This window comes from Lacihabitans soyangensis (genome assembly GCF_024343775.1).
Taxonomy (GTDB): domain Bacteria; phylum Bacteroidota; class Bacteroidia; order Cytophagales; family Spirosomataceae; genus Leadbetterella; species Leadbetterella soyangensis.
On record NZ_RJUF01000027.1, the window covers coordinates 1 to 25,821 of the forward strand.

The following is a 25,821-nucleotide window of genomic DNA, read 5'->3' on the forward strand; positions in this document are numbered from 1 at the left end:
GAGATGCTTTCGTAAGTATTGGTATTCATTATGGCTTTAGGTTAATGGCTTATAAAAACCCAGTTAGAACCACATTTTCGAGTCCATATAGTCGATACAAAAATCTTTTGGTTGACATAAAACTAAATAATATTAATCAACTTTGGACGAGTGATATAACATACTTTAATGTTGGTGAAAAAGTCTATTATATCACAATGATAATGGATGTCTATTCCCGCAAAATAGTAGGTTATACCGCTGCAGATAATATGAGAGCAGAAAACAATTGTGAGGCTCTAAAGATGGCATTTAAAGCTCGGAAACAGACTATTTTTACAGAACTAATTCATCATTCTGATAGAGGTGGGCAGTACGTCAGCAATGAGTACGTAGAAATGTTAAATGCTGCCAAAATCAAAATAAGTATGTGCAACGAAGTCCATGAAAATGCTCATATTGAAAGAGTAAATGGAACTATAAAGAACCAGTACCTCAGATATCGAAATATTACAAGTTTTGAAGAACTTAAAAAACAATTGAGCCGAACAATTGAAGCCTATAACAATAGCAAACCACATGTAGCTTTGAATAAGCTATCACCAAACTCGTTTGAACAATATATCAAAGAACAATATGTCGAAAATCGACCGATATTACCAATTTGGACTTGTAATGAAACGAAAAATATCAACCCAAATCAATGTATATTACAATTTTAACTATATTACATTTGTCTAAAAAAACGTCAACCTATTTTAGGCAAGCACAGGAAATTTTTAGATTTTAGTGCAAAAAACAATTATATAAAATAAAGAAAAATGGCTACTTGGTATCAAGCGAAAATAAAATTTATACAACAAGACGAAAAAGGCGGCACAAAACCCATCACACAGGTTTATCTTTTCGATGCGGTATCTTACACTGATGCGGAAGCTAGAGCTTACGCATATTGTGCAGAAGAACTTCAAGAGTTTCAGTTGGTCGGTTTAACCAAAATGAAGTTTAACGAGGTATTTTTTATAGAAAACAACGCCGAACTCTGGTGGAAAGCCAGAGCTCAATACATTGTTTTTGACGAAAAATCACAAAAAGAAAAAAAAGTACCGTTTGTGTTTTTACTCAATGCTCAAGACATAAAAGAAGTCTACGGCCTGATGGTCGAAAAACTAGGTTCTGTACAAGATTACATCATTTCTGATATCAGCGTCACCAAAATACTGGATGTAATTCCATACGAGGAAGTTGCCGAAGAATCAGAGGAAAAACCAATACCTGCCAATTTGAAACCCCTTAGTGAGGTTATTGCAGGCCTAAGTGAAGAATAAAAATTATCTAACTCCAAGTAAAAACCACTTGGAGTTTTCTTTTTTTAAATATGCCTAGTATATTAAAATTCAACACATTAGCAATTTCTTTACCTGAAGTTAGCATAGAGCCACACTTCGAAAAGGTTTCATTTCGGGTTAAGAAGAAGATATTTGCTACTCTGAATGAAAAAGAAAGCAGAGCTACCCTTAAATTTACCCCTGATGAACAAGAAATGTTTTGCAAAATTAACCAAGAGGCCATTTTTCCAGTACCCAACAAATGGGGCAAAATGGGCTGGACGCATTTGAAGTACGAATTATTGTCCCCCGAAATTATTGAAGAATTATTAAAGGTAGCTTATTCTAATATCGCTCCTCAAAACCTTAAAGATAAAATTCAGTTTAAGGAATTTTAAAAACTCCTCAAATCTTTAATGTAAGCGGTTCCGCCCAAAGCTCGCATCTGTCTGGTAATTTTCGGTACTCTCCTACTCACATAAGGGCCGGGCTTTGTAACTGACCACTTTCTGGGACTTGGCAATACCGCCGCCAGTTTAGCCGCTTGTTCTCGTGTTAGATTTTTGGCAGATATACCAAAGTATTGTTGGGCAGCTGCTTCAGCTCCAAAAGTATTTTTTCCCATTTCAGCCACGTTGACATACACTTCCAATATGCGTTGTTTACCCCAAATTATTTCTATTAGGAAAGTAAAATAAACCTCCAGTGCCTTTCTTATATAACTTCTCTCTTGCCACAAAAATACATTTTTGGCCACCTGTTGACTGATAGTGCTCGCCCCACGAACTTTCTTACCCTTCAAATTATTTTTGTATGCAATCTGCATGTGCTTGAAATCAAAACCAAAATGTTCTGGAAAAAGCTGATCTTCCGCGGCCACTACAGCCAAATGCATTTCTCGAGAAACATTGTTATAAGATCTCCAAGAATAATGTATTTCGGAGTCTTCACCTTTCATTATAGAGGCCACTTTCTGGTCCATCATAGTCCAAGTAAATGGAATCGGCAAAAACTTAAACAACGCCACACTTCCAATAGAGATAATAAAGAAATAAAAGACGACCTTGTATAAGAGTTTCTTGATATAGGAAAAAACGGAAGCCTTTTTTGCTATTTTTGGGGTAGGTTTTGGGCTTGGTTTGCGATAAGTGTTTTTTCCTGCCATCAGTATTATATTCCTTTAGTTTTTACAAAAATATGCAAATAGATTTAAGAGATAAAAAAATAATTGTAACTGGTGCTTCCAGCGGAATCGGATTTGAAATAGCAAGAGCATTAATAGAGGCGGGTGCTATTGTAGCAATACACTATAATTCGAACAAAAAAGGAGCGGAAAAACTCTTGAAAGAAGGAAATGATTCAAAACTTTTCAAAGCAGATTTAAGTAAAGAAGAGGATACAAAGCTTTTCTTTGAAGCAGTATTAAGTTCTTTTACTAAGATAGACATGATTGTGCATAATGTTGGAATTTTCGAGCATCACAGCATTGATGCCGACTCAAGTGAGTGGATGAACATTTGGCACAAAACTATGAATACCAACCTACATTCAGTGGGATTATTGACACATTTAGGGCTGCAACATTTCAAGGAGAATAATGCTGGAAGAATGATATATGTCGCTTCAAGGGCCGCATTCAGAGGCGAAACAGAAGATTATCTGGCCTATGCAGCTTCAAAAGGTGCCTTGGTATCGCTTGGAAGAACAGTGGCTCGTTCATTCGGCCAATACAATATTAAGTCATTTATACTCGCACCAGGTTTCACTAAAACACCTATGGCCGAAGACTACATAAAAACATATGGTGAGGAAAGCATACTGAAAGATGCAGCCCTGAAAGAGCTCACGCTGCCAGAGCATATATCTCCTATTGTGGTTTTGATAGCCGCGGGTTTAATGGATCACGCCACAGGTAGCACCATCGATTTTAATGCGGGGAGCTATATCCACTAAAATACAACCAACGGTTTGCAACAATAATTAAATCTCCTGACAAAGATAATTAAATCTGCCTTTAGCTTTTTTCAGTTATTGTTTTTTTGCATATATTGCAATCATAACCTAATCTTACTAGAGTAATCTAGATTAACAAACTATAATGTATAACCTTAAAGACTATTACTTTGAGGACGAGAAACCTCTATTGACCGAATCATATTTATTAACCCCAATTTTGAGGGTTTTAAATAACCGAAAGAACTTGAAAATATTAGATGTTGGATGCGGAAACGGCTCCATTGCAAATGCTCTAATTAATATGGGCTTCGATGTTTATGGTGTAGATGCCTCGCATGGTGGAATAGAATTTGCCAACAAAGTCAATCCAAATCGTTTTTTTATAACAGATTTCGAAAAAATGGCTTTACCAGACGAAGTGCCCTTTGATAAATTTGATTTGATTATATCTACCGAGGTAATTGAACACTTGTATTCACCGCATGCATTCATGAAATTCTGTCAAAATTGCCTTAAACCCAAAGGTGAAATTTTACTCTCGACTCCATATCATGGATACCTAAAAAACCTAGTTCTTAGTATAACCAACAAACTTGACGACCATTTCACTGTACATTGGGAAGGTGGGCATATAAAATTTTGGTCAAGTAGAACCCTGCGAATACTTTTAGAAATGAATGGTTTTACACCAACAGGATTTTATGGATGTGGAAGATTTACCTTTTTTTGGAAATCAATGATTATGACAGGAAGATTGGAAAACTAAAGCCTTATTTTAGAAACAACCTTCTATCAAACTCAAAATTCTCTTTGGATAGAATCCTGACTTTATGAAAGTCCAAATGATTTGGATTAATTAGATAATTATAATCTCCGCTCACTACAGCAGAGGGAACTTTAAGTATCAAAGAGGTGCAGTTATTTAGGAAAAGATCACCTGTTCTCTTTGTGCTTTGACTATGCGGAAATTCACGCCAGTTTTTTGGCAAATCCGCTATCAAAATTTCATTGAGTGAGTCTTCTGGAACTTCCATCTCTACGATTACATAATCTGTCGGTACAATACCCAAAGGTGTGTGTACCGCAATCTCTGCAGTACATAATGCTCTTGAAGCACTTGTGTATAGCATGGCTAAGCCCTTACTGTTCCATCTTCCACCCGCCAACTCTGCTCCCCTACCCGATAAATCATTGGCAAACTGTGACTTACTTAATCTGTAAACGATCATGCCAGTACCCCGTGCTCAATCCTTATCAGCTCATCACTTACGAGGCCTAGCCCAAATGAATTATCTAATAATTCTTTCGGCTTCAAACCTCCTAAGGCCACATTTTGGGTATTCAGCCAAATATCAAAATAAACTTTCTCTCCAAAAACCGAAAGCCCTTTTTCATAAATCATAGATAACTGATAAATTTTATCAGTCTGTGCTGCATCGAAAGACAGATTATCGTTCTTGTAGCGAAGCATCGTTCTTTCTGAAACATGCAAAAAACTTGACCATTCGGATATGGTAAAGGGCATTTTCAATGATAAATTAGCGAAACTATCATACTTCATGCCTTCTCTGACGGACTTTATTATATCCAAAACAGACCTTTCTTTGGGTGTTGACCCATAAGTATATTGAACGTCTTCAACCACAAATAATCCCATAACCTCATTTTTGAATACCCAAATATACGACTTTTGTCTTAAATAAAAAACATTTTGTCCGATAATTTCCCAATCAACAAAAAAGCCACCAGAAGGTGGCTTTAAGAGAAAATATTCTTGAAAAAATCAACCTACCGAACCTTCTAGCGATATGGCCAACAACTTCTGAGCTTCTACCGCAAACTCCATTGGTAATTGATTCAAAACCTCTTTGGCATATCCATTAATAATCAATGCAACGGCAGTCTCTGAATCTATTCCACGTTGGTTACAGTAAAACAACTGGTCCTCACCAATTTTTGAGGTTGTAGCCTCGTGTTCAACCGTGGCAGTAGAATTATTGCATTCAATGTAAGGGAAAGTATGAGCACCACACCTGTCTCCTAGAAGCATGGAATCGCATTGAGAGTAATTTCGAGCATTTGTAGCTCTTTTTGAGATCTCCACCAAACCTCTATATGAATTCTGACTTCTACCAGCAGAAATACCTTTCGAAACGATTCTACTTTTGGTGTTTTTGCCTAGGTGAATCATTTTGGTACCTGTATCAGCTTGTTGGTAGTTATTCGTAACAGCCACCGAATAAAACTCGCCAATGGAGTTGTCTCCTTTTAAAATTACCGAAGGATATTTCCAAGTTACAGCAGAACCTGTTTCTACTTGTGTCCAAGAAATTTTCGAATTGTCTCCAAAACAAATACCTCTTTTGGTCACAAAATTATACACCCCACCTTTTCCTTCTTTATCGCCTGGATACCAGTTTTGTACCGTTGAGTATTTTACCTCGGCATTTTCGTGCGTAAAAATTTCCACCACCGCTGCGTGCAATTGATTCTCGTCTCTACTCGGTGCTGTGCAACCTTCCAAATAACTCACATAGGCACCTTCATCCGCAATGATAAGTGTTCTCTCAAACTGACCTGTTCCGGCCGCATTTATTCTAAAATAAGTAGAAAGTTCCATAGGACAACGTACGCCCTTTGGAATATAACAGAAAGATCCATCAGAGAAAACCGCTGAATTTAGAGCAGCGTAAAAATTATCTTTAACCGGAACTACCGAACCGATGTATTTTTTGATAAGGTCAGGGTAGTTATGCACCGCCTCAGAGATAGAGCAGAAAATGATTCCCATTTCGAGAAGTTTTTCACGGAAAGTGGTAGCCACAGAAACGGAATCAATAACCGCATCCACCGCAACACCACTCAAACGTTCTTGCTCTTTAAGTGAAATACCCAAACGCTCAAAAGTCCTACGCAATTCTGGGTCAATTTCGTCCAAACTGTTAATCGTAACCTTTTGCTTTGGTGCAGAATAGTATTTAATAGCTTGAAAATCAGGCTTGGTGTAATGTACATTGGGCCAAGAAGGCTCAGTCATCTTAATCCACTCTCTGTAAGCTTGCAATCTCCATTCAAGCATCCATTCTGGCTCTTTCTTTTTTGTAGAAATAAATCTAACAATGTCCTCACTTAGTCCAGGAGGTGCTTCGTCAGCTTCGATATCCGTATAAAAACCATATTTATAGTCGGAGGTGGTTAATTCCTCCAACAAATCCATGTCTTTGCTCATCTAAAAAGATCGTTCAGTTTGTTTTTCTAACACAAAATTAAGCAATTGTGTTCGGTTATTTAGAACAAATATTAATTATTGATATCAATTAACTACCGAAAAAGTAATGTTAGCTTGATAAGTTTTGCCATTTAGCATAACATCCGTTTGTCCAATAAATTGATTATCATTGATACTTGAAATCACGAATTTTGAATTTTCGAGCACATAGCCCAAGAAAATAAACTTATCGATGGTGATGGCTTTGGGTTCCTCTACCAAGGTCCAATTGGCCTTTATGATCAAATCTGGGTCTTTTGATGGATCACATTTGGAGGCACCCTCGTTCAATTCGTATGTTTTGTTGGAATTCAGAACCAAAATATTATCCGTAACACATGGAGGCTGATTTGCCACCAAATTGATAGAAGTTTCACCCAATTTCACCATACCCTCCGTTACTTTCCACTTCTTAGAGGTTGTACCCGTTAAATATTCTAAAGTGGTTTTTTCTACGGCAACCTCATCTTTCTTACAAGCCACTATCAAAATCAATCCCAAAAACAAAACCAATAATTTCTTCATTCTTATTTCACAATTTAAGTATTTCTAAAGCGGCATTAGCCGAAGCCTTGCTTGTTCCCAAAGTTTCGGTTATCCTCCTGTATTCCATTAACTGATTATCCCTTATTTTATTATCAAAAAGTAGCTTTTCTAGTTCTTTTTTGGTGTTTTCTAAAGAATATTCTTCTTGAATTAACTCCCTCACCACTTCTTTTTGTGCCACCAAGTTTACCAAAGATATATACTTAATCTTTACCAACCTCTTGGCGATTTGATAACTAAAATTACTTGTTTTATAAACTACCACCTGAGGTACGTTAAAGAGAGCAGTTTCCAAGGTAGCAGTTCCTGAAGTAACTACAGCGGCATCTGCAATAGAAAGTAAGTCGTAAGTTTGGTCATAAATTACCTTAAAATCTCCTCCATTGACAGTGTAAAAGTCCATATCAAAACTAGAAATCCCCGCCACTACCCACTGTATATCGGAATATTCTTTGGTAAGGTTTGACATCAAACCCAACATATTTTCTATTTCCTGTTTTCTGCTTCCTGGCAATAAGGCAACGATTCGCTTATTGGCGAGTCCATTTTCTTCTCTGAATTTTGGGTTTGCTTGGAACTTAGCAATTTCATCAAAAAGTGGGTTGCCCACAAAACGTGTATTTATGCCATATTTTTCAAAGAAAGCTTTTTCAAAAGGAAATATAACCAACAGTAAATCGACGTACTTTTTTATGGTTTCGGCCCTTGAAGCCCTCCAAGCCCAGGCCTTCGGTGCGATGTAATAAACCACCTTAAAACCTTCCTTTTTGGCCCATTTTGCTAACTTCAGATTAAAACCGGCGTAATCTACCAAAATAACCACATCGGGATTGAAGTATCTAATTTGTTTTTTTGCCAATTTGAAAAAACCCAAAATGGTCGAGAGATTTTTGATTACCTCCCAAAAACCCATAAAAGCAAGCTCTCTGTAATTTTTGAGGATATTTACTCCTGCAGCCTCCATCTTTTCTCCTCCCCAACCCATCATTTCGCTGTTTGGCTGCAGTTTCGCTAATTCAAGACAAAGATTTCCCGCGTGCATATCGCCAGATTTTTCACCAGCCACAATAAAATATTTCATGAGAAATACTTATTTACCATAATATTCCACAAAATGGTTGTCGGTTTCTGTAAGTTTGATTTTACACAAGTCTACCCCATGGTTGTTTTTTAAGATGGGCTGCAAAATCTTCCAAATGGCTATTGCAAAATTCTCTGTACTAGGTAGTTGCCCTGCCAGAAAATCTACATCCTCGTTGAGATAAGTATGATCTACTTTATCAATGATATGCTCACGCATTACATCACGGAGTATTTTTAAGTCAATTACAAAACCCGTATCTTCCTTCACTTCTCCCTCTACAGACACAAAGAGTTCCCAGTTGTGGCCATGCACACGAGAACACGGCCCAAAAATCTCAAAGTTCTTTTCTTTACTCCATTTTGGATTATAAAGTCTATGTGCTGCATTAAAAGTCTCTCTTCTAGTGACCTGAATCATCCTTGTAAGTATTGTTCACGGTGCAAAATTACCATCAAAATCTTAAAATTATATTAAAAATCAGCTTTTATTCCAGCCGTTATCCATCTTCCGGGCAATTGAACAAAGCCGTGCTCAAAATAGGTCTTATCAAAAACATTGTTAGCATCAATAAAAAGGGCTACTTTACCTATTTGATGCCAAAGCCTGATATCCAATAAATTAACCTTTGGATATGCCAGTAAAGGCGAGGCGGCATCCCACTGATAATTGCCTGCACGGTTTTTATGGGTATACCAAATAGCCAAACTCGAGTTTTTTATAGGTTGCAAAAATAGGCCTGCTGAAAACTTGTGCCTCAAATAGTTAAGTGTATAAAAAGACTGGAACCCCTGTTCATTTCGGTCAGCCTTCAGGAAAGCGTAGTTGAACGTTAATTTTTTCACATATTTTACATGCTCTTCTAATAAAATATTTTGACTCAGCTCGATACCCAACATGTTTATGTCATCAATGTTTTCCATGGTCGGTACAGCAAGTGCCGGTCTTTTTACCTTGTCAATGGCATCGGTCGTTTTCCTGTAAAATACAGAAACTATGCTCGAATATACTTTTGATTGATATTTATGACCCAATTCAAGACTTAGGGCTTTCTCCGGTTTCAGATTCGGATCGGCTTTTACAGTTGAGGTGTTGAGGTACAATTCTGTAAAAGTTGGAAATCTTAGCGACCGATTGGCCGAGGCATAAAATGTGGAATTTTGGCTAGAAAAATAGCTCAAATCGATTCCTGGATAAAAAGCCAAACCAAATTGAGAGTTATAATTGGCCAATGTACCTGCCGAAAGACTATACTTTTTCCATTTTTTCTGATGTTCTCCAAAAAAACTTAAATTATCTCTGGTTTTTGATTTGTTGTAAAAAACATTGGGATATAGGTCAGCATCAACAATTTGCGGTTCACTAAGATTATCTCCCAAACGATTAGAAAGTACATTTTCTTGGCGATACTCCGCACCGAAAGCCGTTTGACCAAACCTATTATCCCATTTAAATTTCCACTCGGCATCCAAAACGGCGGTTTTATGGAAATTAATAGAGCTAAACTTCATTGCACCTAAGTAATCGTCAAAATCGAATAAATCATGGTGTGTTCTGTGATTTACCATCAAAATGCCACTTAGTTTTTGAGTAAATTTATGTTTCCAAGCCAAGTTAATTAACCGGCTGTCTACTTCTTCATACTGTTTATAAAACTTTGGATGATAAAAATTTGAAGCTCCAAAATGGTTGGCCATTGCTCCAAAAGTCAAATCCAACGAGCCTTTTCCATAAATCCGGCTCAAATTGGCTGAAATTGTTTGTTTCTTAAAAGCCGTATTGGTCATATAACCGTCACTATCCATATGCTCTAAGGAAACCGATGCCGTATTTTTCTTGAAAATAAAACCAGTACTGACTCCAGCATTTTTCGAACCAAATGAGCCTAATCCGACATTAGCAGCGAGTGAGTTTTTGCTTATTTTCTTAGTGATAATATTGATTACACCAGAGAAGGCACTTGGGCCGAAAACACGAGAAGTACCGCCTTGTAATATCTCGATCCTGTCAATCATTGTAAAAGGAACGGGAATATTTAAACTGTGATGACCAGTTTGAGGGTCATTGACTTTGACGCCATCCACCAATATCAGAGTTTGGTCGTAATGTCCTCCTCTGATACTAATGTCTGCCTGCACACCGAAAGCCGAACGTGACCTAACATCCACATTAAGAGCATATTGCAAAACACCATCCAAGGTTTTTACAGGAGAACTTTCTATAGTTTTACGGTCGATTACCGTGATATTGCGACCCGTATTTTTGATTTCAGTATTGATGATATTGGCTGTAACACTCAGTTCCGTCAAATCGATGGCAGTAGAATCTTGTGAAAAAGAAAATTTAAGAATACAAAAAAGAATAATGGTCAAATGAAATTTCATTCAATTAAAATTTGGTAAAAAAATATTTTGAGAACGCTTTAGACTATCTCACCAAATTTTCTTCGTCCACTGGTTTTTTTGCCATTACTCTAAAATCCACTTTCCCCGCCTCGTTTCTTGGAATGGAAAGAGAAAAACTAATCTTGTTGGGCAGTTTATCTTTAGTGATTTTTTTGAGTAGAAAATCTTGTAATTCGGATTTTGAAATTTCCTGTTTTACGACAACAATGAGTTCTAGTATGTGTAGCTTATGGGTATTAGAAATTAAAACAGCCTCTTTCACAAACGGATGCTGAAGAGCCGCATTCTCTATTTCTTCGGCAAAAATATTGAGTCCTCTCCTATTGAACATTCGGCCCTGACGACCAAAAACACATAAACGGCCATCCGAATCCAGAAAACCAAAGTCGAAAACGGTCCTGATATTTCTGTATTCTGGGGAAATATATGGACTTTCTACAAATATCTTTTCTTCTTTGATTTCAATCTCAACTCCTGGAAAAGCTTTACCAACGGTAGTAGGATGTTCTACAATATCCTGATTTTGAGCATAAGAAACATGTCCTAATTCCGCCGCACCATAATATTCAGTAAGCAAAATATCAGGAAAATTATTCAGAACAATCTGGGCCAGTTTGGAATCCAACTTTTCACCAGCGGACACCAAAGATTTTAACCCTAAGGTCAGAAAAGACGCATCATTAACTAATAATCTAATATGCGAAGGAACCAAAAAAGCAGAGGTAACTCCTTGCTGATTAAATAGATTTGACCAATTGGAAGCTTCAGTAAGTTTTCCCAACACAACGGTAGCCCCTTGCCACAATGTATGTAGAACAGTATTGAGATTGGCAGAATAAGCCAAAGCATCCAGCACAAAAACGCTATCTTGCTTTGTAATCCCAAAAATGTCCGACTGGTGTGGAAAAGCAGTGAACCAAGACTGATAATCTTTCCAGATCAATTTGGATTGGCCAGTACTGCCCGAACTCAAAACGCCTAGGAAATATTCAGATTGACTGGGCTTATGTAGTACTGTAATCGGTTTCTCTTCATTAGGTGTAAAGTCGACAATGGTGCAATTATGTATGACAGAGAAATTATTTTTTTGCTCTTCTGAAAGATTTTTCCCGCCAAAAATTCCCTTTGCACCCGCAGCCATGATGGCGAAGAAATTCAGGAGATTCTCCAATTCAGACGGATGACAAAGTAAAAATGCATCTCTTTTACCTTCGAAAAAAATCGCTCTTTGTTTGGCAATATTCAATATGTCACCAAAAGTAAAAGTCTTACCATCAGCTACGATGGCTACTTTTCCTAGATCAACATTTTGTATTTTTTCGAAAAACATTTTAGATATTTTCTATCAAAACCGCTGTAGCCTGTCCACCCGCGGCAGGAATGACAGCCAAGCCATACTTTAGTTTTTTATACTTCAAACTTGCTATCAAATGTATCAAGTTTATGGCTCCAGACGCTCCAAAAGGGTGACCATAAGCCAAATTCCCTCCCAAAACATTGATTTTGGACTTTTCTACCCCAAAAACTTTTGCAAAAATAAAGGGTATAAGAGCAAATGATTCATTTATTTCGAAAAGATCTACTTCTTCCATTTTAATTTCTGAATTTTCAAAAAGCATTTTTGTAGCAAAAATCACTCCTTCAGGGGCAAATTCAGGATGAACACCAATCGATGCCGAAGCAATAATTTTGGCAATGGGTATTAATTTTGAATTGGTATTTCCCAATAAAATACATGCCGCAGCATCGTTATAGTGTGCAGAAACCGTTCTGTCTATCAAATCGTTGGTAGCTAAACGAGCCAAATCAATGCCAGGTCTAATTGATTGATCCGAATGATTTTTCTCTATTTTTTCTACAAAAAGGTCAAGTATCCCATTCTCTTGTGCTAAAGAAGCTTTTCTGTGAGAGTCATTCGCCCAAATCAACATTTCCTCTTTTGTAATCTTATACTTAATTGCAACATTTTTCGCGGCTTCCAAAAGTGGAAAATCACCAACTTGATTTGGGCTAAACTTTGCAGTGGTAAAAAATTCTTTACTTGTATCAAAACGCTCATCATTAGACTGGTACGCTTTCTTTGGAGCCAAGGATTTACTTTCCATTCCACCAACAATGAGCAATTTTCTAGAAGAAGATTTTATCAGTGAAGCACCTAGTTCTACCGATTTTAAACCACCCGAGCATTGAGAATCTATTGTAAAGGCCGAAATACTTTCGTCCAAACCTGCTGAAAGCGAGGCATATCTAGCCATATTACCTCCTGTACCGAAAGCATTGGCCAAGATAATTTCTTCGATTTCAAGATTACTAAGATTATTTCTTGTCAACAATTTCTGAATCAGAAATGCAGCTAAATTTTCGGGAAGAATATTTTTGTAAATGCCGTTCGCTTTACCAATTGGCACTCTGATAGCGTCGTAAATGTAAACTGCGTCTTCGATTTTCTTTTTTTGTGCAATTTAGGACTTTTTGCAGATTCGATTTATTCAAATTCAAAATTTCCAAATTATATCCGTACGTATTTATGAAAATATATTTTCCGAAGATGCAGAATATGGTACGACCGCTCTGCGGTCGATGCTCAATACTTCTTTACAAAATTTTTCTAATATAATGCGACCGCTCTACGGTCGATAATTTGTGCCCATATATTATTTTTTCTAATATAATCCGACATCTCTACGATTGACGATTTGTGCTAGTATAATATTTTTTTCAAATATAATCCGACCGCTTGGTAAACAAAGCTTAAGTATTTCTAACTCAAATTTCTACCTTAAGCTTACTTCTCTGAAATAGATGTTTATTTCGCTTTACACTCATTTATTGACAATAAAATCATTCCAAAAAAAATGACGGGTTCATCATTCATTCAAGTCTTTTAGAAATTTAGCCAAATAACGTATCTTTGCGACCTAATAAAAAAGTCTGGTCTTTTAGGACGACTATATTTCAAAAAATACAGGGAGATTCGACAGCTTTGCTTTCCTTATGCTTCCTTATTGGCTGATAACCGAAAAACAACAATGCCCAAAGTATTAGCTATTCATTTGCCACAGTTCCATCCGTTTCCTGAAAACGACGAATGGTGGGGAAAAGGATTCACGGAATGGACAAACGTAACCTCCGCCGAAAAACTATTTCCAGGTCACGAGCAACCTCATTTACCCGCTGATTTGGGCTTCTACGATTTGCGTCTTGAGGAATCCAGAATAGCTCAGGCCGAAATGGCAAAAGCCTTTGGAATTGACGGCTTTTGTTTTTATCACTATTGGTTTGATGGCAAAAGGCTGATGACAGAGCCCATTGACGCCATGCTCGAGAGTAAAAAACCAGATTTCCCATTCTGCTATTTTTGGGCAAACGAAACATGGTCTAGAAGGTGGGAAGGTGACGAATCCAAGGTGTTGATGGACCAGAAATATAGCTTCGAGGACGACCGAGCCCATGCTGAATGGTTGGTGAATTCTTTCAAAGACGAACGATATATCAAAATAAACAACAGACCGCTATTTTTAATTTATAAGCCTTTCGATTTGCCTGATCCGAAACGAACTTTCGCTATTTTTGAGGAAGTTTGCACGGCCAATGGTGTTGAAAAGCCCTATTTTGTAGCTTCCAACTCTCACAATGGTGATATCAATCCTTATGAACTTGGATTCGACATGGCCATTCATTTTGAAGCCAGACAAAGTTTGCTTTCGGAATTCTGGACGACCGGTCCAACACCTAAAAAACTAATTAGGAATCTTTTGCAAGGCATTTTTAGTGCAAGCCTGAAGGTTTACGATTACAAACAGTATAAACAAAGAGCCAAAAAATTCAAGATTAATTACAAAGGATTTCCTTGTGTTTTGGTGGGATTTGACAATACGGCTCGAAAGAAAGCCAATGCAGTAGTACTTAGAAATCAGAACGTTGCTGACTTTAAAGAATCGCTTATAGACGCTAAAAATGACGTCAAAGATTTCCCAGAAGAAGAACAAATCGTTTTTATAAATGCATGGAACGAATGGGCCGAGGGAAATCATCTAGAACCCTGCCAACGACACGGCACAAAATTTCTAGAGGCAGTTAAGGAGGTTTTTACGAAGTAATTTTCGTGTAAATATCGTTTCTTATTTGCCCACACTCCTCTACCGAATAACCCAGTTTAATGATGAGTTTGGCGTTTTTCACAAATTTATTTTGAAGTTCAGGGTCACGGGATAGGGTAAGAACACCTTCAATAAATTCTTGTGCGGTATCCGCCAAAATCGCGTTTTCCATGTTGTTTATAGGCAAACCTTCTGCTCCAATGGAAGTGCTCACCATGGGTACATGCCAAGCGGCACCTTCCAGAATTTTCATACGCATGCCGCTACCAATACGCAAAGGCACTATCATAATGGCTCCTTCCATAATAGTCGATAAATCCTCCACAAAGCCCTCGAAGGTTACATTTCTGTGCTCCGCAAAAAGCTTTCTACCTTCATGAGACCATTTACCCAATATACTAAGTCTAAGTCTCGGATCGCTTTTTAGGAGTTTTGCCCAGCAGTTATTCAAAAACCAATCTACACCGTCAAGATTAGGAAAATGTACTTCAGGACCTAAAAATACCAATCTTTTACTGAACTGAAAAGGTTGATTAATAGGGTGTTCCATAATCTCGACCGGCAGTGGAGAAACTTCCAGCTTTTCTCTTTCCACACCATCTATTTCCAAGATTTTCCGATCTGTTTCTGTCAGACAAATCACTTTATCGAAAGCATTCATCAGCCCTATTTCCAGAAGTTTAGTATTCGCAATCTTCCATTCCTCAGCTACGTCTTTATACCCCAAAGTATTGTATTCCAGACGCATACGCTTGTAACGTAGCTCATGATGCACAAAAATCTTTTTGATATTTTGAGGTAAAAAATGCACCAAAGGGGCCAATTCTATAAAATCAACCTGCACCAAATCGTAGGATTTACGATTTAACTCAGCCTCCACCAAAGATATCAAATTAGAAAAGTAGTACTTGACCAAATCGGTGGTATTGAGCACCATGCTTCCTTTAAAAATATCCATCTTGGAAGGTTTCTTTTTCCCAGAGATGGTTTTTTTGATAAAACCTTTTAGATTAAATCCCTCCGTTACATTGTCGGAATTTTGAAAGGTCAACAGTTTCACATTCGGCCATAGCTCCTGAAGTTTCTGGTGATTAACTCCTGTGCATGAAGGACAAACCAGTGTGATATTATGCTCTTTTCGGAGATATTCGATTAGTTTAAAAGTACCACTCCTACCCCCATCGTTGACAGGATAAGGAAAAACTACTGTTACTAATAGAATATCCATGTGACTAAATAGGTAATTTTTCGCAGAAATGATAAATTCTGAATGTAATCGAAGTAAGAATTCGTTTCAGAATACTCTTTTTGGGTACTTCTGGAACAGGTTTTAAGTAAAAACAACGAATCGATTTGAAATAGTCGTTCTCATTTTGAGCCAATTGTGCTCTATAATTTTTAAATATTTCTACCAAATCTGGTCTGTTGTTGAGGTCAAATCTGTCTTGCCAACGCGAAATATTCTGTGGGTCTTTGATGTTGATTCCACTATAATGATAAAAAACCAAAGGCTGGCCGTTTACAAAATACTTACCGTTTTCAAAGGTAAAATTACGCTCATGCAAATTCCAGTAAGAAATATTATAGCCCGGATATTTGTCAATTTTTACCCCTTCAAAATACAAAGGCACCATGTTGCAGTAGAGTTGATCCACAAACATGCCGTTCTGGATATCCATGTAGCACTCGGTCTTGAGTTTGGTCATCCACCAGTGCATAAATTTGTCCGTCTCCTCGGAGCGACTCACCGCCAAAAAACCCAAGTTGTAGATACCGTTCACAAACATTTGTTGTTCGGTACGGGTCTTTTTGTCAAAAATTGGCGTATAAAAATGCGGCGTCAGTATAACATTATTCTCCTTTAAGCCTTCCTCCAAACCAGTCAGTTTATCAAAAATCTCAATATCGGGGTCAAAATAAATGACAGCATCAATCTCTTTTTTTGTTTTAAAAAAATAGTCGATATAGAAAGGTTTTACGGCTGTATTGAGTTCGGTAATATCGTACCTATCACACATTTCGTCAAAACCATCGATGCCAATTTTGTGGACTTCCAACAAATTAAAACCCTCCAACTTACTGGTATCCACCCCACTGCCGTCAATTTTATCACAAAGTCCTATCACAAACTCGTAGTCTGGGTTGGTTTTCTTTAGTGAATCGGCCAAAACCCTCGCTTGGGCCAAATAGTTGATGGAACAAATGGTAAATGCAAACTTCTGCGACATTGGGTTTTGTTTAATGAAAAGGCAAAAATAAGAGATTTATTTTGAAATTGTTAATTGGTGGAATTCGTAATCGGTGGAATTACTTATTGGTTACGGGTTGACTTGTAATTAAATCAAAATTATTTAGGCATAAATACCTCACTCAATAACCAATTGATGAATAACCAATTGACCAGTAACCAATTTACCAGTAACCGATCAACCAGTAACTAATCAACTAGTAACCAATCAAACTAAATTCTCTCGAATCTTCCACTCTGCGGGCAAATAGTTATTTATTCGGTCGCCGATTTTTTTGACCCAACCTAAGGCATTTCCACCATAAGTAATTAGTAACCAGCCGTCTTTTCCTGTTGAAAACTCAAAGTTTTCTTTCCTCAAAAACTTCATGGCCTCTACAGCTGGCACCTCTAAACACTCAATGCTGTCAGATATCAAATCCGACAATGCAAAGGCGTGAGAGGGCACAAAATCCTTTCCTTTGAAAATCCCGATTTCTATGCCTGATGACCTTTTGGCCAGTGCCCTCAACACTGAACCATAATCTGCCAATAAGGCAGTTCTGATGGCCACAATATTTCCGTCGTTTTTGTATAAAAACTCTAATTCCTCAAATACCTCTGGTCGAAACCAATCCTTCAAAATGGCCCTTTGTTCTCTACGAAGTCTGTTTAAGTCTGGTTTGCCTTTTACAAATTTGGCATCCCGACTAAGATTTTTCATAGCCGCAATGAAATAGCCTTGGCCCTTTGTTTTGTGTGGAAAAAACTGAAAGTAGCTTTCTTTTTTCGCAATTCCCCAGTCTTCGGGAACCTCCAAATCGATGGTTTCGAAGTCTAATGTTCTATTGAGCCACTTTACATTTTCCTGATTTTCGGTGGAATTGTAAGTATTTGTAGAGTAAATCAAAACACCCTTGGGAGCCACCAACATAGCCGCGGCACTCAAAATCCGCTTTTGTCTGGTAGCTTGCATCTGTATATTTGCCTCTGACCACTCGCTAATGGCACTACTATTATTGGCAAAAAGTCCCTCAGCCGAACTCTGAGGATTTACCAAAACCACATCAAAAAAACCTTCCAGATCAGCAAAGGTTTCAGGGTCCTGATTACTCACAATAACATTGCTAAAACCCCATTTTAGTATATTTTCTTTCAGAATAGACAGTCTGTTTTTCACTATTTCGTTGGCCACCAACAGGTCTTTTTCACCCAAAATAGACGCAACTAATGTGGTTTGCTGACCAGTAGAGGCACATAAATCTAATACTCTAATCGGTCGTCTGCGATCAACAATTTTCTCAAAAACATAGCCCAGAAACATAGCGGAAGCATCTTGCACCGCATAAGCCCCAGCATGAAAAGCTGGATCTTCAGCAAAAACAGGCTTTTCCGATAAGTAGCGACCATCCTTTGCCCAACTTATATTTCCCTTTGTTTTCAGAGCCGATAATTCAGATTTCTTTTTCGGATTCAATCGTACACTTGCAGGAGCTGGACTTTCCAGGGCCTTTAAGAAAGCTGGAAATTCAGTTCCTAAGATCTGAGATAGGTTATTTTTAAATACTTCAGGAAGATTCATGAATGGTGTTTAATTATCAATTTTGGCAAACGATTTTCTTTGGCTGGCAGAATTCTATTTTAATTGCTTTATCGGTTTTTGTATGGCGATATTGTTGGGATAAGAAACGATGTCTCCCTCAGAGGTCTGTATCTGGATAGAAAAAAGCGTAATATCAAGCACAGTACCGGTCACTGAATCCTCCTTATCCATGATTTGTATCTTGGTGCCTATTTTATAAGGCGAATTAAAAAACATAATAATGGCAGAGGTAATGTTGCTCAGAATAGACCAGTTGGCAAACAAAGCCACACCCACAATGGTGAAAACCGACGCAAAATAGATAGAAAGGCCCTTAACCGAAACATCCCAAATAATACCCAGGCATACAAAAAGTAAAATGGCCAAAACGAAATTAAAGAACTTGTTGGCATATTTCTTTTGACCCGCATCCAAGTCATATTTATGGGCATGTTTACGGATGATTGACCTAAATATAGCCCTAACAATCATAAGGAGTATGAATACCACCACACTCGCCACAATTTCAAAATATTTCGATTCCAACATTATTTCCATCTAAACTTTTTCACAAAAGTACCGAAAATACCTTGCAAAAAGATATATTTGAACATTCAAACATTCTATATATGGCCCTTACACCTTCCAATATGATTAATCTAGGTACTTTGGCACCCGATTTTACTTTACCAGATACGGTTTCTAAAAAGAACCTATCCCTAGAAGAAATCAAAGGGAATAAAGCGACGGTTATAATGTTCATTTGCAATCATTGCCCGTATGTGATACATGTAATGCCTGAAATTGTCAGAATCATTGAAGAATATAGCTCGAAAGGAGTAGCATTTATAGCCATCAGTTCGAATGACATCGAAAAATATCCGCAAGATAGCCCAGAAAAAATGAAGGAATTTATGGCAGAGTGGAAATTAAACATTCCTTACCTTTTTGACGAAAGTCAGGCAGTTGCACAAGCCTACGATGCGGCTTGTACGCCAGATTTTTACATTTTCTCGGAAGACCTCAAACTCAAATACAGAGGAAGATTGGATGAGTCCAGGCCAAGGGTAGAGCATCCACAACCGCTGACTGGCAAAGACCTGAGAGGGGCATTAAATGCCATTTTGGCCAATCAAATGGTATCGGAGATACAGTTTCCAAGCATGGGCTGTAACATAAAGTGGAAAGTGGACGTTTATTAACTAAATTCAACAAAAAAAATTTCTATTTTTGTCAAAAAGGATTTCAGATATGAGCTATCAATATTTATCAGACACCAGAGGAAAGGTAACAGGCGTTTTTATTCCGATTCAAGAATGGAATGAAATAAAAGAGATGTTGGATTTCCAAAGTGACCCTAAAAATCAATTAAAATTTGATTTATTAGAGGCTTTTGAGCAAATGAAACTCATGAAAGCAGGCAAATTAGCTAAACCAAAACTAAAAGATTTTATTAATGAAATCCAAGAACTTTGAATTAATACCCATACTTCCGTTTCAGAAACAAGCCAAAAAACTCATTAAAAAGTATCCTTCATTAAAGTCAGAACTCCTTGAACTATTTGAATTACTAAAGGCAGATCCTATAATAGGAGTAAATATTGGAAGCCAATGCTATAAAATTCGACTAGCAATTTCCAGTAAAAACAAAGGAAAGTCCGCTGGAGCACGAGTAATTATTAACGTTTTTATTGATGAAAAAGAAGTTTATTTGCTTTCAATTTACGATAAGTCCGAAAAGAGTTCGATATCAGAAAAGGAACTTAAAGAATTGATTAAATGGATAAACACCTAACCTTCTTTCAAGAGGCATTTGATGGCCGCAAAATGTTTTTTAATCAATGGCTATCCGAGGGTGGTCCTGTAGCCAATATAGCCTTGGTGCATGGCCTTGGCGAACACAGTGGCAGGTATGAGGAATTTGCCCGTTTTTTTACTTCAAAAAATATCAATGTTTTAGCTGTAGATCTTTTTGGACATGGACAAACAGAGGGCAAGAAAGGACATACCCCAAAAATGGAAGACTATTTATGGCAAATTGATTATCTCATAAAAACCACAAAAAGTTTTGCCCCTGAGGTACCTACATTTCTTTATGGACACAGTATGGGAGGATGTTTGGTTCTGAACTACCTTTACAAAAACAAACCTAATCTTGCCGGAGTAATTGCCTCGGCACCAGCTATCAAGCCAGGATTTCCGATACCTAAACTAAAACTTCTATTGGGTAAATTTGGAAGAAAATTTATGCCGGCTTTTACCCAACCCAATGGCTTGGAGTTGAATAATTTATCGCATGACAAAGCCATAATAGATGCTTATATTGCTGACCCTTTGGTGCACAACTTGGTTTCTGGTGTGGTAGGTATTGGTATAATAGAGTGGGGCGAATGGCTTCTTCAAAATAAGAAATCGAGCCCAGTACAATTATTGGTTATGCATGGAGAAGAAGATATCCTGACCAATTTCGGGGCAAGTAAAACTTTCTGTGAGAAAAATAATATTCCCTTCAAAAGTTGGCCAAAACTTTACCACGAAATCCATAATGAGTTTGAGAAAGAACAGATATTACAATATGTTCTTGATTGGATCAAGAAAATAAAGGTTTTAGAAAGTAATTAGGCTTCAATCATTATAAACTTTGTCTCCCTGAGCTAGCCGAAGATGCCAAGAATACCAGTACATGCAGATTACAACTTCAAAAGCACAAAGTAACTGCGTAACCAATACACCAGTACACCAACAACCAGTACACCAATAACCAGTACACCAATAACCAGTACACCAATAACCACACTTCGGCTTGGCTCATTGTCCGAATTAACAAATTCTCATGGATAATACCTCCCAATCTTCTCCACAATGGCCGTCCTGAGTTCTACAATGTTGATAATTCCACTTTGACGAAAAACGACCTTACCTTCTGGTGAAACCAAAATCGTGTAGGGCAAAGCACCTTGCCATTTTGGATCAACGGCTTCTATGAGTTCGTATTTCTTCTTACTTCCATAAATTAAGTTTTTATTGGAGGCGTATTTTTTCTTCAAAAAACTAAGTGCTTTATCTTGTACTTTAAAGTCATCTATCGAAACCGTCACAAAGTCAAAGTCTCGATTTCTATACATCTTATCGGTTTCTACCAAAGCCGAAAACTCAGCTACACATGGCCCGCACCAGGTTGCCCAGAAGTTAATCAACCTATATTTGCCATCCGTCTTTTCGATCAAGTACTTGATTCCTTCCACATCAATCTTCTCCAAACTCACTGGCTCAGCTTTCCATGACTCCACCTCTTTGAGTTTCCAGTCCGACTTAGACTTCCATTTTACCGAGCAACCGAACGTCTTTGTTACGGGCGTGGCTACTGGTCTTTTATTCAACAAATCTTGCACTGCATTTTCTAAATCAAAAACCTTGGCTCTGCCGATGTGTTCCTCGTCATCGATTCTTCCTACATACCGCAAGGTTCTACTCTTGTCAAACACAAAAGCATGCGGCGTGGTGGTAGGGCCGTAAGCTTGTGAAGTAGATTGGGTGGCTCCATCGTACAGATAAGGAAAATTGTATTTCTTTTGTTTGGCTCTCAACACCATCTCGGGGTAACTATCGCTCAGGTCTGAATAACCCAACTCATCAAAACGTACGGCCTTATCGTCATTGGGGCTAATCACCACCAATCGGACATTCTTGGTGGCATATTTTTCTTGAAAAGCTATCAGTCGGTCCTCATAGGCTTGGGCGGTCGGGCAATGATTACAGCTGAAAACAATGACCAATATCTCATAAGATTTGAAACTAGCCAGATTATACATTTTGCCATCGGTGGCCTTCAAAGAAAAATCAGGAGCTTTAGCCCCTATTTCCAAAGTTTTAAAATCCTCAGCTCGAGCCGTTAAAACAGAGATAAAAAACAATAACAGATATACTACTTTTTTCATTTTAATAAGGTTGAATTGTGCCTAAAATTACAATTAATTTAGATAATTCTTTCAAAAACTGTAATTTTGACAAAAAAACTACATTGATTAAAAAAGCTCTCGCAAACGAAGACAAAACCCTCATTTCTTGGATTCTACTTCTCTTTCTGGCATTTGTTTGGGGTTTATCCTTCATTCTTGTCAAGAAGGTGGTGGTTAATTTCTCCGCCATCGAACTTGGAGCCGGTAGAATTTTTATTGCTGGTATTTCTCTTTCTCCATGGGCTTTCATGAATTTTCGGAATTTCCCAAAAGACAAAACGCTTCCGCTATTGGCCTCTGGTCTCTTAGGTTATTTGATACCTGCGGTCATATTTGGCTTGGCAGGCAGCAAGCTCAATAGCTCTCTAGCTGGTACACTTAACGCCACCACCCCCCTATTTGTTTTGGTTATGGGAGCACTGTTTTTTTCAAAAAAGATAGAGAAATTTCAGTTTACAGGTATCATTATCGGCTTTATTGGGAGTCTGATACTGATACTGAGCGGTGGAAGTCACACTTTAGATTTCAACAATCCTTATGCCCTGCTGATTATAGCGGCCACCATCATGTATGGTACCAACGCCAATCTCGTCGGTACCCACCTGAGTACTGTCAAACCTATAATTATCAGTTCCTTTTCCTTACTTTTCGTCGGACTGATCGCTTTCTTCGTTTTACTCGGTACAGATTTTTTTCAAAAAATATTTTTACCCGAAAACCACCTTCTACTCTTGTATCTGATGCTACTGGGTGCTATTAACTCGGGTTTGGCTGCAGTCTTGTATAACTACGTGCTACAAATTTCCAGCCCAGTTTTCGCCTCATCGGTTACTTACCTCATACCTATTGTGGCCACCTTGGCAGGCTTGTTTGACGGTGAAACCATTAGTATCTGGCTCTATGTGGGCATGGCCATCATCTTGGTAGGTATTTACCTTTTGAACAAAAAGAAATAGACGCCCCCAATTTTATTATTCGTAATTTAGAAATTATCTTTGCATAAAATCAATATTCATGGCTCTCAAATACAAACGAATTCTCCTTAAATTAAGCGGTGAAGCCCTCAATGGCGGCGATAAAAGTCAAATCATTAATCCAGACATTTTAGAACAATATGCCAAAGCAGTCAAAACTGTAGTAGAAACAGGCTGTGAAGTGGCTATCGTTATCGGTGGTGGAAACATTTTCAGAGGTGCTGCCCAAAAATCAGGCATTGACCGCTCTCAGGGCGACTATATGGGCATGTTGGCCACAGTTATTAATGGTATGGCCATTCAAAGTGCTTTAGAGAGCGAAGGCGTAAAGACCCGTTTGTTGTCTGCCATTAAGATGGAGCAAATAGCCGAGCCATTTATACGTAGAAGAGCGATCCGTCACCTAGAAAAAGGTAGAGTAGTGATTTTTGGAGCAGGAACAGGCAATCCATATTTCTCCACGGATTCTGGTGGTGCATTGAGAGCCGTAGAAATTGGAGCCGATGTATTGCTCAAAGGAACAAGTGTAGATGGTGTCTATTCTGACGATCCCCGCAAAAATCCGGATGCAACAAAATACGACGAAATATCGTTTGACGAAGTGATAGGAAAAGGACTTAAAGTGATGGACATGACGGCCTTTACACTTTGTAAAGAAAACAAATTGCCCATTATCGTTTTTGATATGAACCAAGAAAACAACCTTTTGAGATTGGTAGAAGGTGAAAAAATAGGAACGTTGGTGAAATAAGAAAAATATACTTTTATAAAATGGAAGAAATAGATTTATTGTTGGATATGGCTCAGGACGCTATGGAGCGAGCCATGAAACACACGCAAATAGAATTATCTAAAATAAGAGCCGGTAAAGCCAGTACCAGCATGTTAGACGGCATACAAGTTGAATATTATGGTATCATGACACCTATCTCTCAGGTATCGTCACTTACCACACCTGATGCCCGCACCATTCAGGTAAAACCTTTCGAAAGAAAAACGATTGGAGATATAGAAAGGGCCATCATCAACTCCAACGTAGGCCTAAACCCAGCCAACGACGGCGAAACCATCCGACTCAATGTACCGCCACTTACCGAAGAACGCCGTAGAGATTTGGTAAAAAAGGTTAAGCAAGAAATTGAAGTGGCTAAGGTCAATATTCGAAAGGTACGCCAAGAAACCAACGATGACCTCAAAAAACTCAAAAACGATGGTGTTTCTGAAGACGCCATTAAAATTGGTGAAGAGAAGGTACAAAAACTCACCAACCAGTTTATAGACAAAACCGACCAGATGTTTGCGGCCAAAGAAACCGATATTATGCAGGTGTAGGTTTTCTCAAAATATTAAGTCTCCGAAAGCTCGATTTTTAATCGGGCTTTTTTTTTGTTCCAAAAATCTAAAAAAAATGCAGACCTCAAAGAAGTCTGCATTTTTGATTTGCTCTAATGAATTTCCTTAAATATGTACATTCTAATTGTCACAACCTTTGATTTCAGCTTTGAAGACTGAGCCTGAAGATGTTTCAAAACCAGGGTTCAAAGTTACTGAACCTCCTGCTTGATAAGTTACTTTTGAGGTTGGGCTTAACTTGTTGCTTGCGTTAATTAAGACAGCTGCTTTTTTAGTTTCAGTACCATTAATGTTATCAGCAGGATTTCTTAAAACTATCTCATTTGGACAAGGGCTGCTAACTACTACAACAATTAATGGTTTTATTTGAACACAACCACCAGGTGTAGTTGCCTTAATGTAATACGTACCAGGTATCGTAACCGCATTCGGATTTGCTAAAGGTATTGTACCCGCTGCATCTGTGTGATACGTAATAACCGTAGCCGCTGGCATTATAGATCCAGTTCTTAAAGCAATATCAGTAATATCTACCGAAGAACTTACAGGAGGATTAACAACCAATAAACTTAACGAATCTTCTTTTGATATCACTATAGTATCACTTATTGAACATCCAAATCCAGTTGAAAGTGTGGCTATATAGGTACCAGCCGTATCCACTATAATAGAATTAGTAGTTTCACCCGTATTCCATAAATAACTACCACTACCAGATGCTGTTATAGTGACTGAAGGTACATTGCAGTTTAAAATTGAAGCAGAAGCAACTAACGAAATAGAAGGAGTTTGCAACATCATATCGTTACTGAAGATGGCCGATGCTACCGAAGTACAGCTTCCTTTGGTTGCGGTCACCGTATAGCTGGTGCCTAAGGTCATGCCACTTATTTCTCCTGTTACTCCTACCGATGGGCCCGCTGGGCTGAAAGTATAACTTACTGTTCCATCATAGTTGCCAATGCTGCTGATCTCATCCGCTGCACAACTTGATGCTGTACTTGTTATCGTTGGTACTGCTGGAGTCTCCAACATCGCAGCATTGCTAAAGCTTGCACTCACC

29 protein-coding genes are annotated in these 25,821 nt (G+C 38.0%); 13 read left to right on the top strand and 16 right to left on the bottom strand.

All coding sequences use genetic code 11. The features are described from left to right. From EGI31_RS10360 to EGI31_RS10370, 3 genes are all read left to right on the top strand, one after another. Positions 1–701: IS3 family transposase (locus EGI31_RS10360; RefSeq protein ID WP_255037101.1), on the top strand; the 701-nt coding region annotated here is incomplete at its 5' end. A 99-nt stretch (positions 702–800) separates the two neighbouring features. Next, the gene (locus tag EGI31_RS10365) at positions 801–1,307 is read left to right on the top strand and encodes a DUF4494 domain-containing protein (RefSeq protein WP_255037164.1); all 507 of its coding nucleotides are present in this window, start codon (positions 801–803) and stop codon (positions 1,305–1,307) included. Positions 1,308–1,357: 50 nt separating this feature from the next. Further along, entirely contained in the window at positions 1,358–1,705 is a 348-nt protein-coding gene (locus EGI31_RS10370) for an MmcQ/YjbR family DNA-binding protein (protein ID WP_255037165.1), read from the top strand. Here EGI31_RS10370 and mtgA read toward each other — a convergent pair. Then, positions 1,702–2,472: a monofunctional biosynthetic peptidoglycan transglycosylase gene (gene mtgA, locus EGI31_RS10375; protein WP_255037166.1), complete on the bottom strand. Its 771-nt coding sequence runs from the start codon at positions 2,470–2,472 to the stop codon at positions 1,702–1,704. The genes EGI31_RS10370 and mtgA overlap by 4 nt on opposite strands. Before the next feature lie 32 nt (positions 2,473–2,504). Here mtgA and EGI31_RS10380 point away from each other — a divergent pair, with 32 nt between their 5' ends. Both EGI31_RS10380 and EGI31_RS10385 read left to right on the top strand, forming a co-directional pair. Further along, positions 2,505–3,260, top strand: a complete 756-nt coding sequence (locus EGI31_RS10380) for an SDR family NAD(P)-dependent oxidoreductase (protein WP_255037167.1) — start codon at positions 2,505–2,507, stop codon at positions 3,258–3,260. Positions 3,261–3,405: 145 nt separating this feature from the next. Next, entirely contained in the window at positions 3,406–4,029 is a 624-nt protein-coding gene (locus tag EGI31_RS10385) for a class I SAM-dependent methyltransferase (RefSeq protein WP_255037168.1), read from the top strand. Between the two features lie 4 nt (positions 4,030–4,033). Here the strand turns inward: EGI31_RS10385 and EGI31_RS10390 are convergent, their stop codons facing one another. The 9 genes from EGI31_RS10390 to EGI31_RS10430 form a co-directional block, all read right to left on the bottom strand. After that, positions 4,034–4,492, bottom strand: coding sequence for an RES family NAD+ phosphorylase (locus EGI31_RS10390; protein WP_255037169.1), 459 nt, complete (start codon positions 4,490–4,492; stop codon positions 4,034–4,036). Then, positions 4,489–4,920, bottom strand: coding sequence for an Xre family toxin-antitoxin system antitoxin (locus tag EGI31_RS10395; RefSeq protein WP_255037170.1), 432 nt, complete (start codon positions 4,918–4,920; stop codon positions 4,489–4,491). Before EGI31_RS10395 ends, EGI31_RS10390 begins: the two co-directional genes overlap by 4 nt. Before the next feature lie 126 nt (positions 4,921–5,046). After that, positions 5,047–6,492 (bottom strand): Fe-S cluster assembly protein SufB, encoded by a 1,446-nt coding sequence (gene sufB, locus EGI31_RS10400; RefSeq protein ID WP_255037171.1) that lies wholly within the window; start codon positions 6,490–6,492, stop codon positions 5,047–5,049. Between the two features lie 84 nt (positions 6,493–6,576). After that, a complete protein-coding gene (locus tag EGI31_RS10405; protein WP_255037172.1) occupies positions 6,577–7,056 on the bottom strand; it encodes a hypothetical protein in 480 nt (159 codons plus the stop codon). Between the two features lie 7 nt (positions 7,057–7,063). After that, complete coding sequence (gene lpxB / locus EGI31_RS10410) at positions 7,064–8,158, bottom strand: lipid-A-disaccharide synthase (protein WP_255037173.1); 1,095 nt, start codon at positions 8,156–8,158, stop codon at positions 7,064–7,066. A 9-nt stretch (positions 8,159–8,167) separates the two neighbouring features. Continuing rightward, positions 8,168–8,578 (bottom strand): 6-pyruvoyl trahydropterin synthase family protein, encoded by a 411-nt coding sequence (locus EGI31_RS10415; RefSeq protein ID WP_255037174.1) that lies wholly within the window; start codon positions 8,576–8,578, stop codon positions 8,168–8,170. A 53-nt stretch (positions 8,579–8,631) separates the two neighbouring features. After that, positions 8,632–10,542, bottom strand: a complete 1,911-nt coding sequence (locus EGI31_RS10420; protein WP_255037175.1) for a TonB-dependent receptor plug domain-containing protein — start codon at positions 10,540–10,542, stop codon at positions 8,632–8,634. Between the two features lie 43 nt (positions 10,543–10,585). Beyond that, a complete protein-coding gene (locus EGI31_RS10425) occupies positions 10,586–11,893 on the bottom strand; it encodes an AMP-binding protein (protein WP_255037176.1) in 1,308 nt (435 codons plus the stop codon). A gap of 1 nt (position 11,894) precedes the next feature. After that, positions 11,895–13,025: a thiolase family protein gene (locus EGI31_RS10430; RefSeq protein ID WP_310586197.1), complete on the bottom strand. Its 1,131-nt coding sequence runs from the start codon at positions 13,023–13,025 to the stop codon at positions 11,895–11,897. A 567-nt stretch (positions 13,026–13,592) separates the two neighbouring features. On the opposite strand from EGI31_RS10430, the gene EGI31_RS10435 reads away from it, so the two are divergent. After that, positions 13,593–14,663, top strand: a complete 1,071-nt coding sequence (locus EGI31_RS10435; protein WP_255037177.1) for a glycoside hydrolase family 99-like domain-containing protein — start codon at positions 13,593–13,595, stop codon at positions 14,661–14,663. Here EGI31_RS10435 and EGI31_RS10440 read toward each other — a convergent pair. From EGI31_RS10440 to EGI31_RS10455, 4 genes are all read right to left on the bottom strand, one after another. After that, complete coding sequence (locus EGI31_RS10440) at positions 14,653–15,891, bottom strand: glycosyltransferase (RefSeq protein WP_255037178.1); 1,239 nt, start codon at positions 15,889–15,891, stop codon at positions 14,653–14,655. The genes EGI31_RS10435 and EGI31_RS10440 overlap by 11 nt on opposite strands. Positions 15,892–15,895: 4 nt before the next feature. Further along, positions 15,896–16,891 (bottom strand): glycosyl transferase, encoded by a 996-nt coding sequence (locus EGI31_RS10445; RefSeq protein ID WP_255037179.1) that lies wholly within the window; start codon positions 16,889–16,891, stop codon positions 15,896–15,898. A gap of 228 nt (positions 16,892–17,119) precedes the next feature. Next, the gene (locus EGI31_RS10450) at positions 17,120–18,472 is read right to left on the bottom strand and encodes a methyltransferase RsmF C-terminal domain-like protein (protein WP_255037180.1); all 1,353 of its coding nucleotides are present in this window, start codon (positions 18,470–18,472) and stop codon (positions 17,120–17,122) included. Positions 18,473–18,526: 54 nt separating this feature from the next. After that, a complete protein-coding gene (locus EGI31_RS10455; RefSeq protein ID WP_255037181.1) occupies positions 18,527–19,030 on the bottom strand; it encodes a mechanosensitive ion channel family protein in 504 nt (167 codons plus the stop codon). A 71-nt stretch (positions 19,031–19,101) separates the two neighbouring features. Between EGI31_RS10455 and EGI31_RS10460 the strand changes: the two genes are divergently transcribed. The 4 genes from EGI31_RS10460 to EGI31_RS10475 are packed head-to-tail and all read left to right on the top strand — an operon-like array spanning position 19,102 to position 21,094. After that, entirely contained in the window at positions 19,102–19,674 is a 573-nt protein-coding gene (locus EGI31_RS10460) for a thioredoxin family protein (protein WP_255037182.1), read from the top strand. Positions 19,675–19,702: 28 nt separating this feature from the next. Then, complete coding sequence (locus EGI31_RS10465) at positions 19,703–19,948, top strand: hypothetical protein (RefSeq protein ID WP_255037183.1); 246 nt, start codon at positions 19,703–19,705, stop codon at positions 19,946–19,948. Beyond that, complete coding sequence (locus EGI31_RS10470; RefSeq protein WP_255037184.1) at positions 19,929–20,267, top strand: type II toxin-antitoxin system RelE/ParE family toxin; 339 nt, start codon at positions 19,929–19,931, stop codon at positions 20,265–20,267. Before EGI31_RS10465 ends, EGI31_RS10470 begins: the two co-directional genes overlap by 20 nt. Beyond that, the gene (locus EGI31_RS10475; protein WP_255037185.1) at positions 20,252–21,094 is read left to right on the top strand and encodes an alpha/beta hydrolase; all 843 of its coding nucleotides are present in this window, start codon (positions 20,252–20,254) and stop codon (positions 21,092–21,094) included. The genes EGI31_RS10470 and EGI31_RS10475 overlap by 16 nt, the downstream gene beginning before the upstream one ends. A 209-nt stretch (positions 21,095–21,303) precedes the next feature. Here the strand turns inward: EGI31_RS10475 and EGI31_RS10480 are convergent, their stop codons facing one another. After that, positions 21,304–22,410, bottom strand: a complete 1,107-nt coding sequence (locus EGI31_RS10480) for a redoxin family protein (protein ID WP_255037186.1) — start codon at positions 22,408–22,410, stop codon at positions 21,304–21,306. 17 nt (positions 22,411–22,427) lie between these two features. Here EGI31_RS10480 and EGI31_RS10485 point away from each other — a divergent pair, with 17 nt between their 5' ends. From EGI31_RS10485 to frr, 3 genes are read left to right on the top strand one after another with little or no spacing between them, the layout of a single operon-like run. Beyond that, entirely contained in the window at positions 22,428–23,387 is a 960-nt protein-coding gene (locus EGI31_RS10485) for a DMT family transporter (RefSeq protein ID WP_255037187.1), read from the top strand. A gap of 58 nt (positions 23,388–23,445) precedes the next feature. Continuing rightward, on the top strand, positions 23,446–24,156 hold the full coding sequence (gene pyrH / locus EGI31_RS10490) for a UMP kinase (RefSeq protein WP_255037188.1): 711 nt from the start codon (positions 23,446–23,448) through the stop codon (positions 24,154–24,156). Positions 24,157–24,176: 20 nt separating this feature from the next. Next, positions 24,177–24,737: a ribosome recycling factor gene (gene frr, locus EGI31_RS10495; protein WP_255037189.1), complete on the top strand. Its 561-nt coding sequence runs from the start codon at positions 24,177–24,179 to the stop codon at positions 24,735–24,737. A 141-nt stretch (positions 24,738–24,878) separates the two neighbouring features. Here the strand turns inward: frr and EGI31_RS10500 are convergent. After that, a partial coding sequence (locus tag EGI31_RS10500; RefSeq protein WP_374760681.1) for a 3-coathanger stack domain-containing protein occupies positions 24,879–25,821 on the bottom strand: 943 nt, incomplete at its 5' end.

Excerpts from the sequence above, each read along its gene's own strand:
- EGI31_RS10365 (WP_255037164.1), top strand. The coding sequence starts at position 801 with ATGGCTACTTGGTATCAAGCGAAAATAAAATTTATACAACAAGACGAA.
- EGI31_RS10370 (WP_255037165.1), top strand. The coding sequence starts at position 1,358 with ATGCCTAGTATATTAAAATTCAACACATTAGCAATTTCTTTACCTGAA.
- mtgA (WP_255037166.1), bottom strand. The coding sequence starts at position 2,472 with ATGGCAGGAAAAAACACTTATCGCAAACCAAGCCCAAAACCTACCCCA.
- EGI31_RS10380 (WP_255037167.1), top strand. The coding sequence starts at position 2,505 with ATGCAAATAGATTTAAGAGATAAAAAAATAATTGTAACTGGTGCTTCC.
- EGI31_RS10385 (WP_255037168.1), top strand. The coding sequence starts at position 3,406 with ATGTATAACCTTAAAGACTATTACTTTGAGGACGAGAAACCTCTATTG.
- EGI31_RS10390 (WP_255037169.1), bottom strand. The coding sequence starts at position 4,492 with ATGATCGTTTACAGATTAAGTAAGTCACAGTTTGCCAATGATTTATCG.
- EGI31_RS10395 (WP_255037170.1), bottom strand. The coding sequence starts at position 4,920 with ATGGGATTATTTGTGGTTGAAGACGTTCAATATACTTATGGGTCAACA.
- sufB (WP_255037171.1), bottom strand. The coding sequence starts at position 6,492 with ATGAGCAAAGACATGGATTTGTTGGAGGAATTAACCACCTCCGACTAT.
- EGI31_RS10405 (WP_255037172.1), bottom strand. The coding sequence starts at position 7,056 with ATGAAGAAATTATTGGTTTTGTTTTTGGGATTGATTTTGATAGTGGCT.
- lpxB (WP_255037173.1), bottom strand. The coding sequence starts at position 8,158 with ATGAAATATTTTATTGTGGCTGGTGAAAAATCTGGCGATATGCACGCG.
- EGI31_RS10415 (WP_255037174.1), bottom strand. The coding sequence starts at position 8,578 with ATGATTCAGGTCACTAGAAGAGAGACTTTTAATGCAGCACATAGACTT.
- EGI31_RS10420 (WP_255037175.1), bottom strand. The coding sequence starts at position 10,542 with ATGAAATTTCATTTGACCATTATTCTTTTTTGTATTCTTAAATTTTCT.
- EGI31_RS10425 (WP_255037176.1), bottom strand. The coding sequence starts at position 11,893 with ATGTTTTTCGAAAAAATACAAAATGTTGATCTAGGAAAAGTAGCCATC.
- EGI31_RS10435 (WP_255037177.1), top strand. The coding sequence starts at position 13,593 with ATGCCCAAAGTATTAGCTATTCATTTGCCACAGTTCCATCCGTTTCCT.
- EGI31_RS10440 (WP_255037178.1), bottom strand. The coding sequence starts at position 15,891 with ATGGATATTCTATTAGTAACAGTAGTTTTTCCTTATCCTGTCAACGAT.
- EGI31_RS10445 (WP_255037179.1), bottom strand. The coding sequence starts at position 16,891 with ATGTCGCAGAAGTTTGCATTTACCATTTGTTCCATCAACTATTTGGCC.
- EGI31_RS10450 (WP_255037180.1), bottom strand. The coding sequence starts at position 18,472 with ATGAATCTTCCTGAAGTATTTAAAAATAACCTATCTCAGATCTTAGGA.
- EGI31_RS10455 (WP_255037181.1), bottom strand. The coding sequence starts at position 19,030 with ATGGAAATAATGTTGGAATCGAAATATTTTGAAATTGTGGCGAGTGTG.
- EGI31_RS10460 (WP_255037182.1), top strand. The coding sequence starts at position 19,102 with ATGGCCCTTACACCTTCCAATATGATTAATCTAGGTACTTTGGCACCC.
- EGI31_RS10470 (WP_255037184.1), top strand. The coding sequence starts at position 19,929 with ATGAAATCCAAGAACTTTGAATTAATACCCATACTTCCGTTTCAGAAA.
- EGI31_RS10475 (WP_255037185.1), top strand. The coding sequence starts at position 20,252 with ATGGATAAACACCTAACCTTCTTTCAAGAGGCATTTGATGGCCGCAAA.
- EGI31_RS10480 (WP_255037186.1), bottom strand. The coding sequence starts at position 22,410 with ATGAAAAAAGTAGTATATCTGTTATTGTTTTTTATCTCTGTTTTAACG.
- pyrH (WP_255037188.1), top strand. The coding sequence starts at position 23,446 with ATGGCTCTCAAATACAAACGAATTCTCCTTAAATTAAGCGGTGAAGCC.
- frr (WP_255037189.1), top strand. The coding sequence starts at position 24,177 with ATGGAAGAAATAGATTTATTGTTGGATATGGCTCAGGACGCTATGGAG.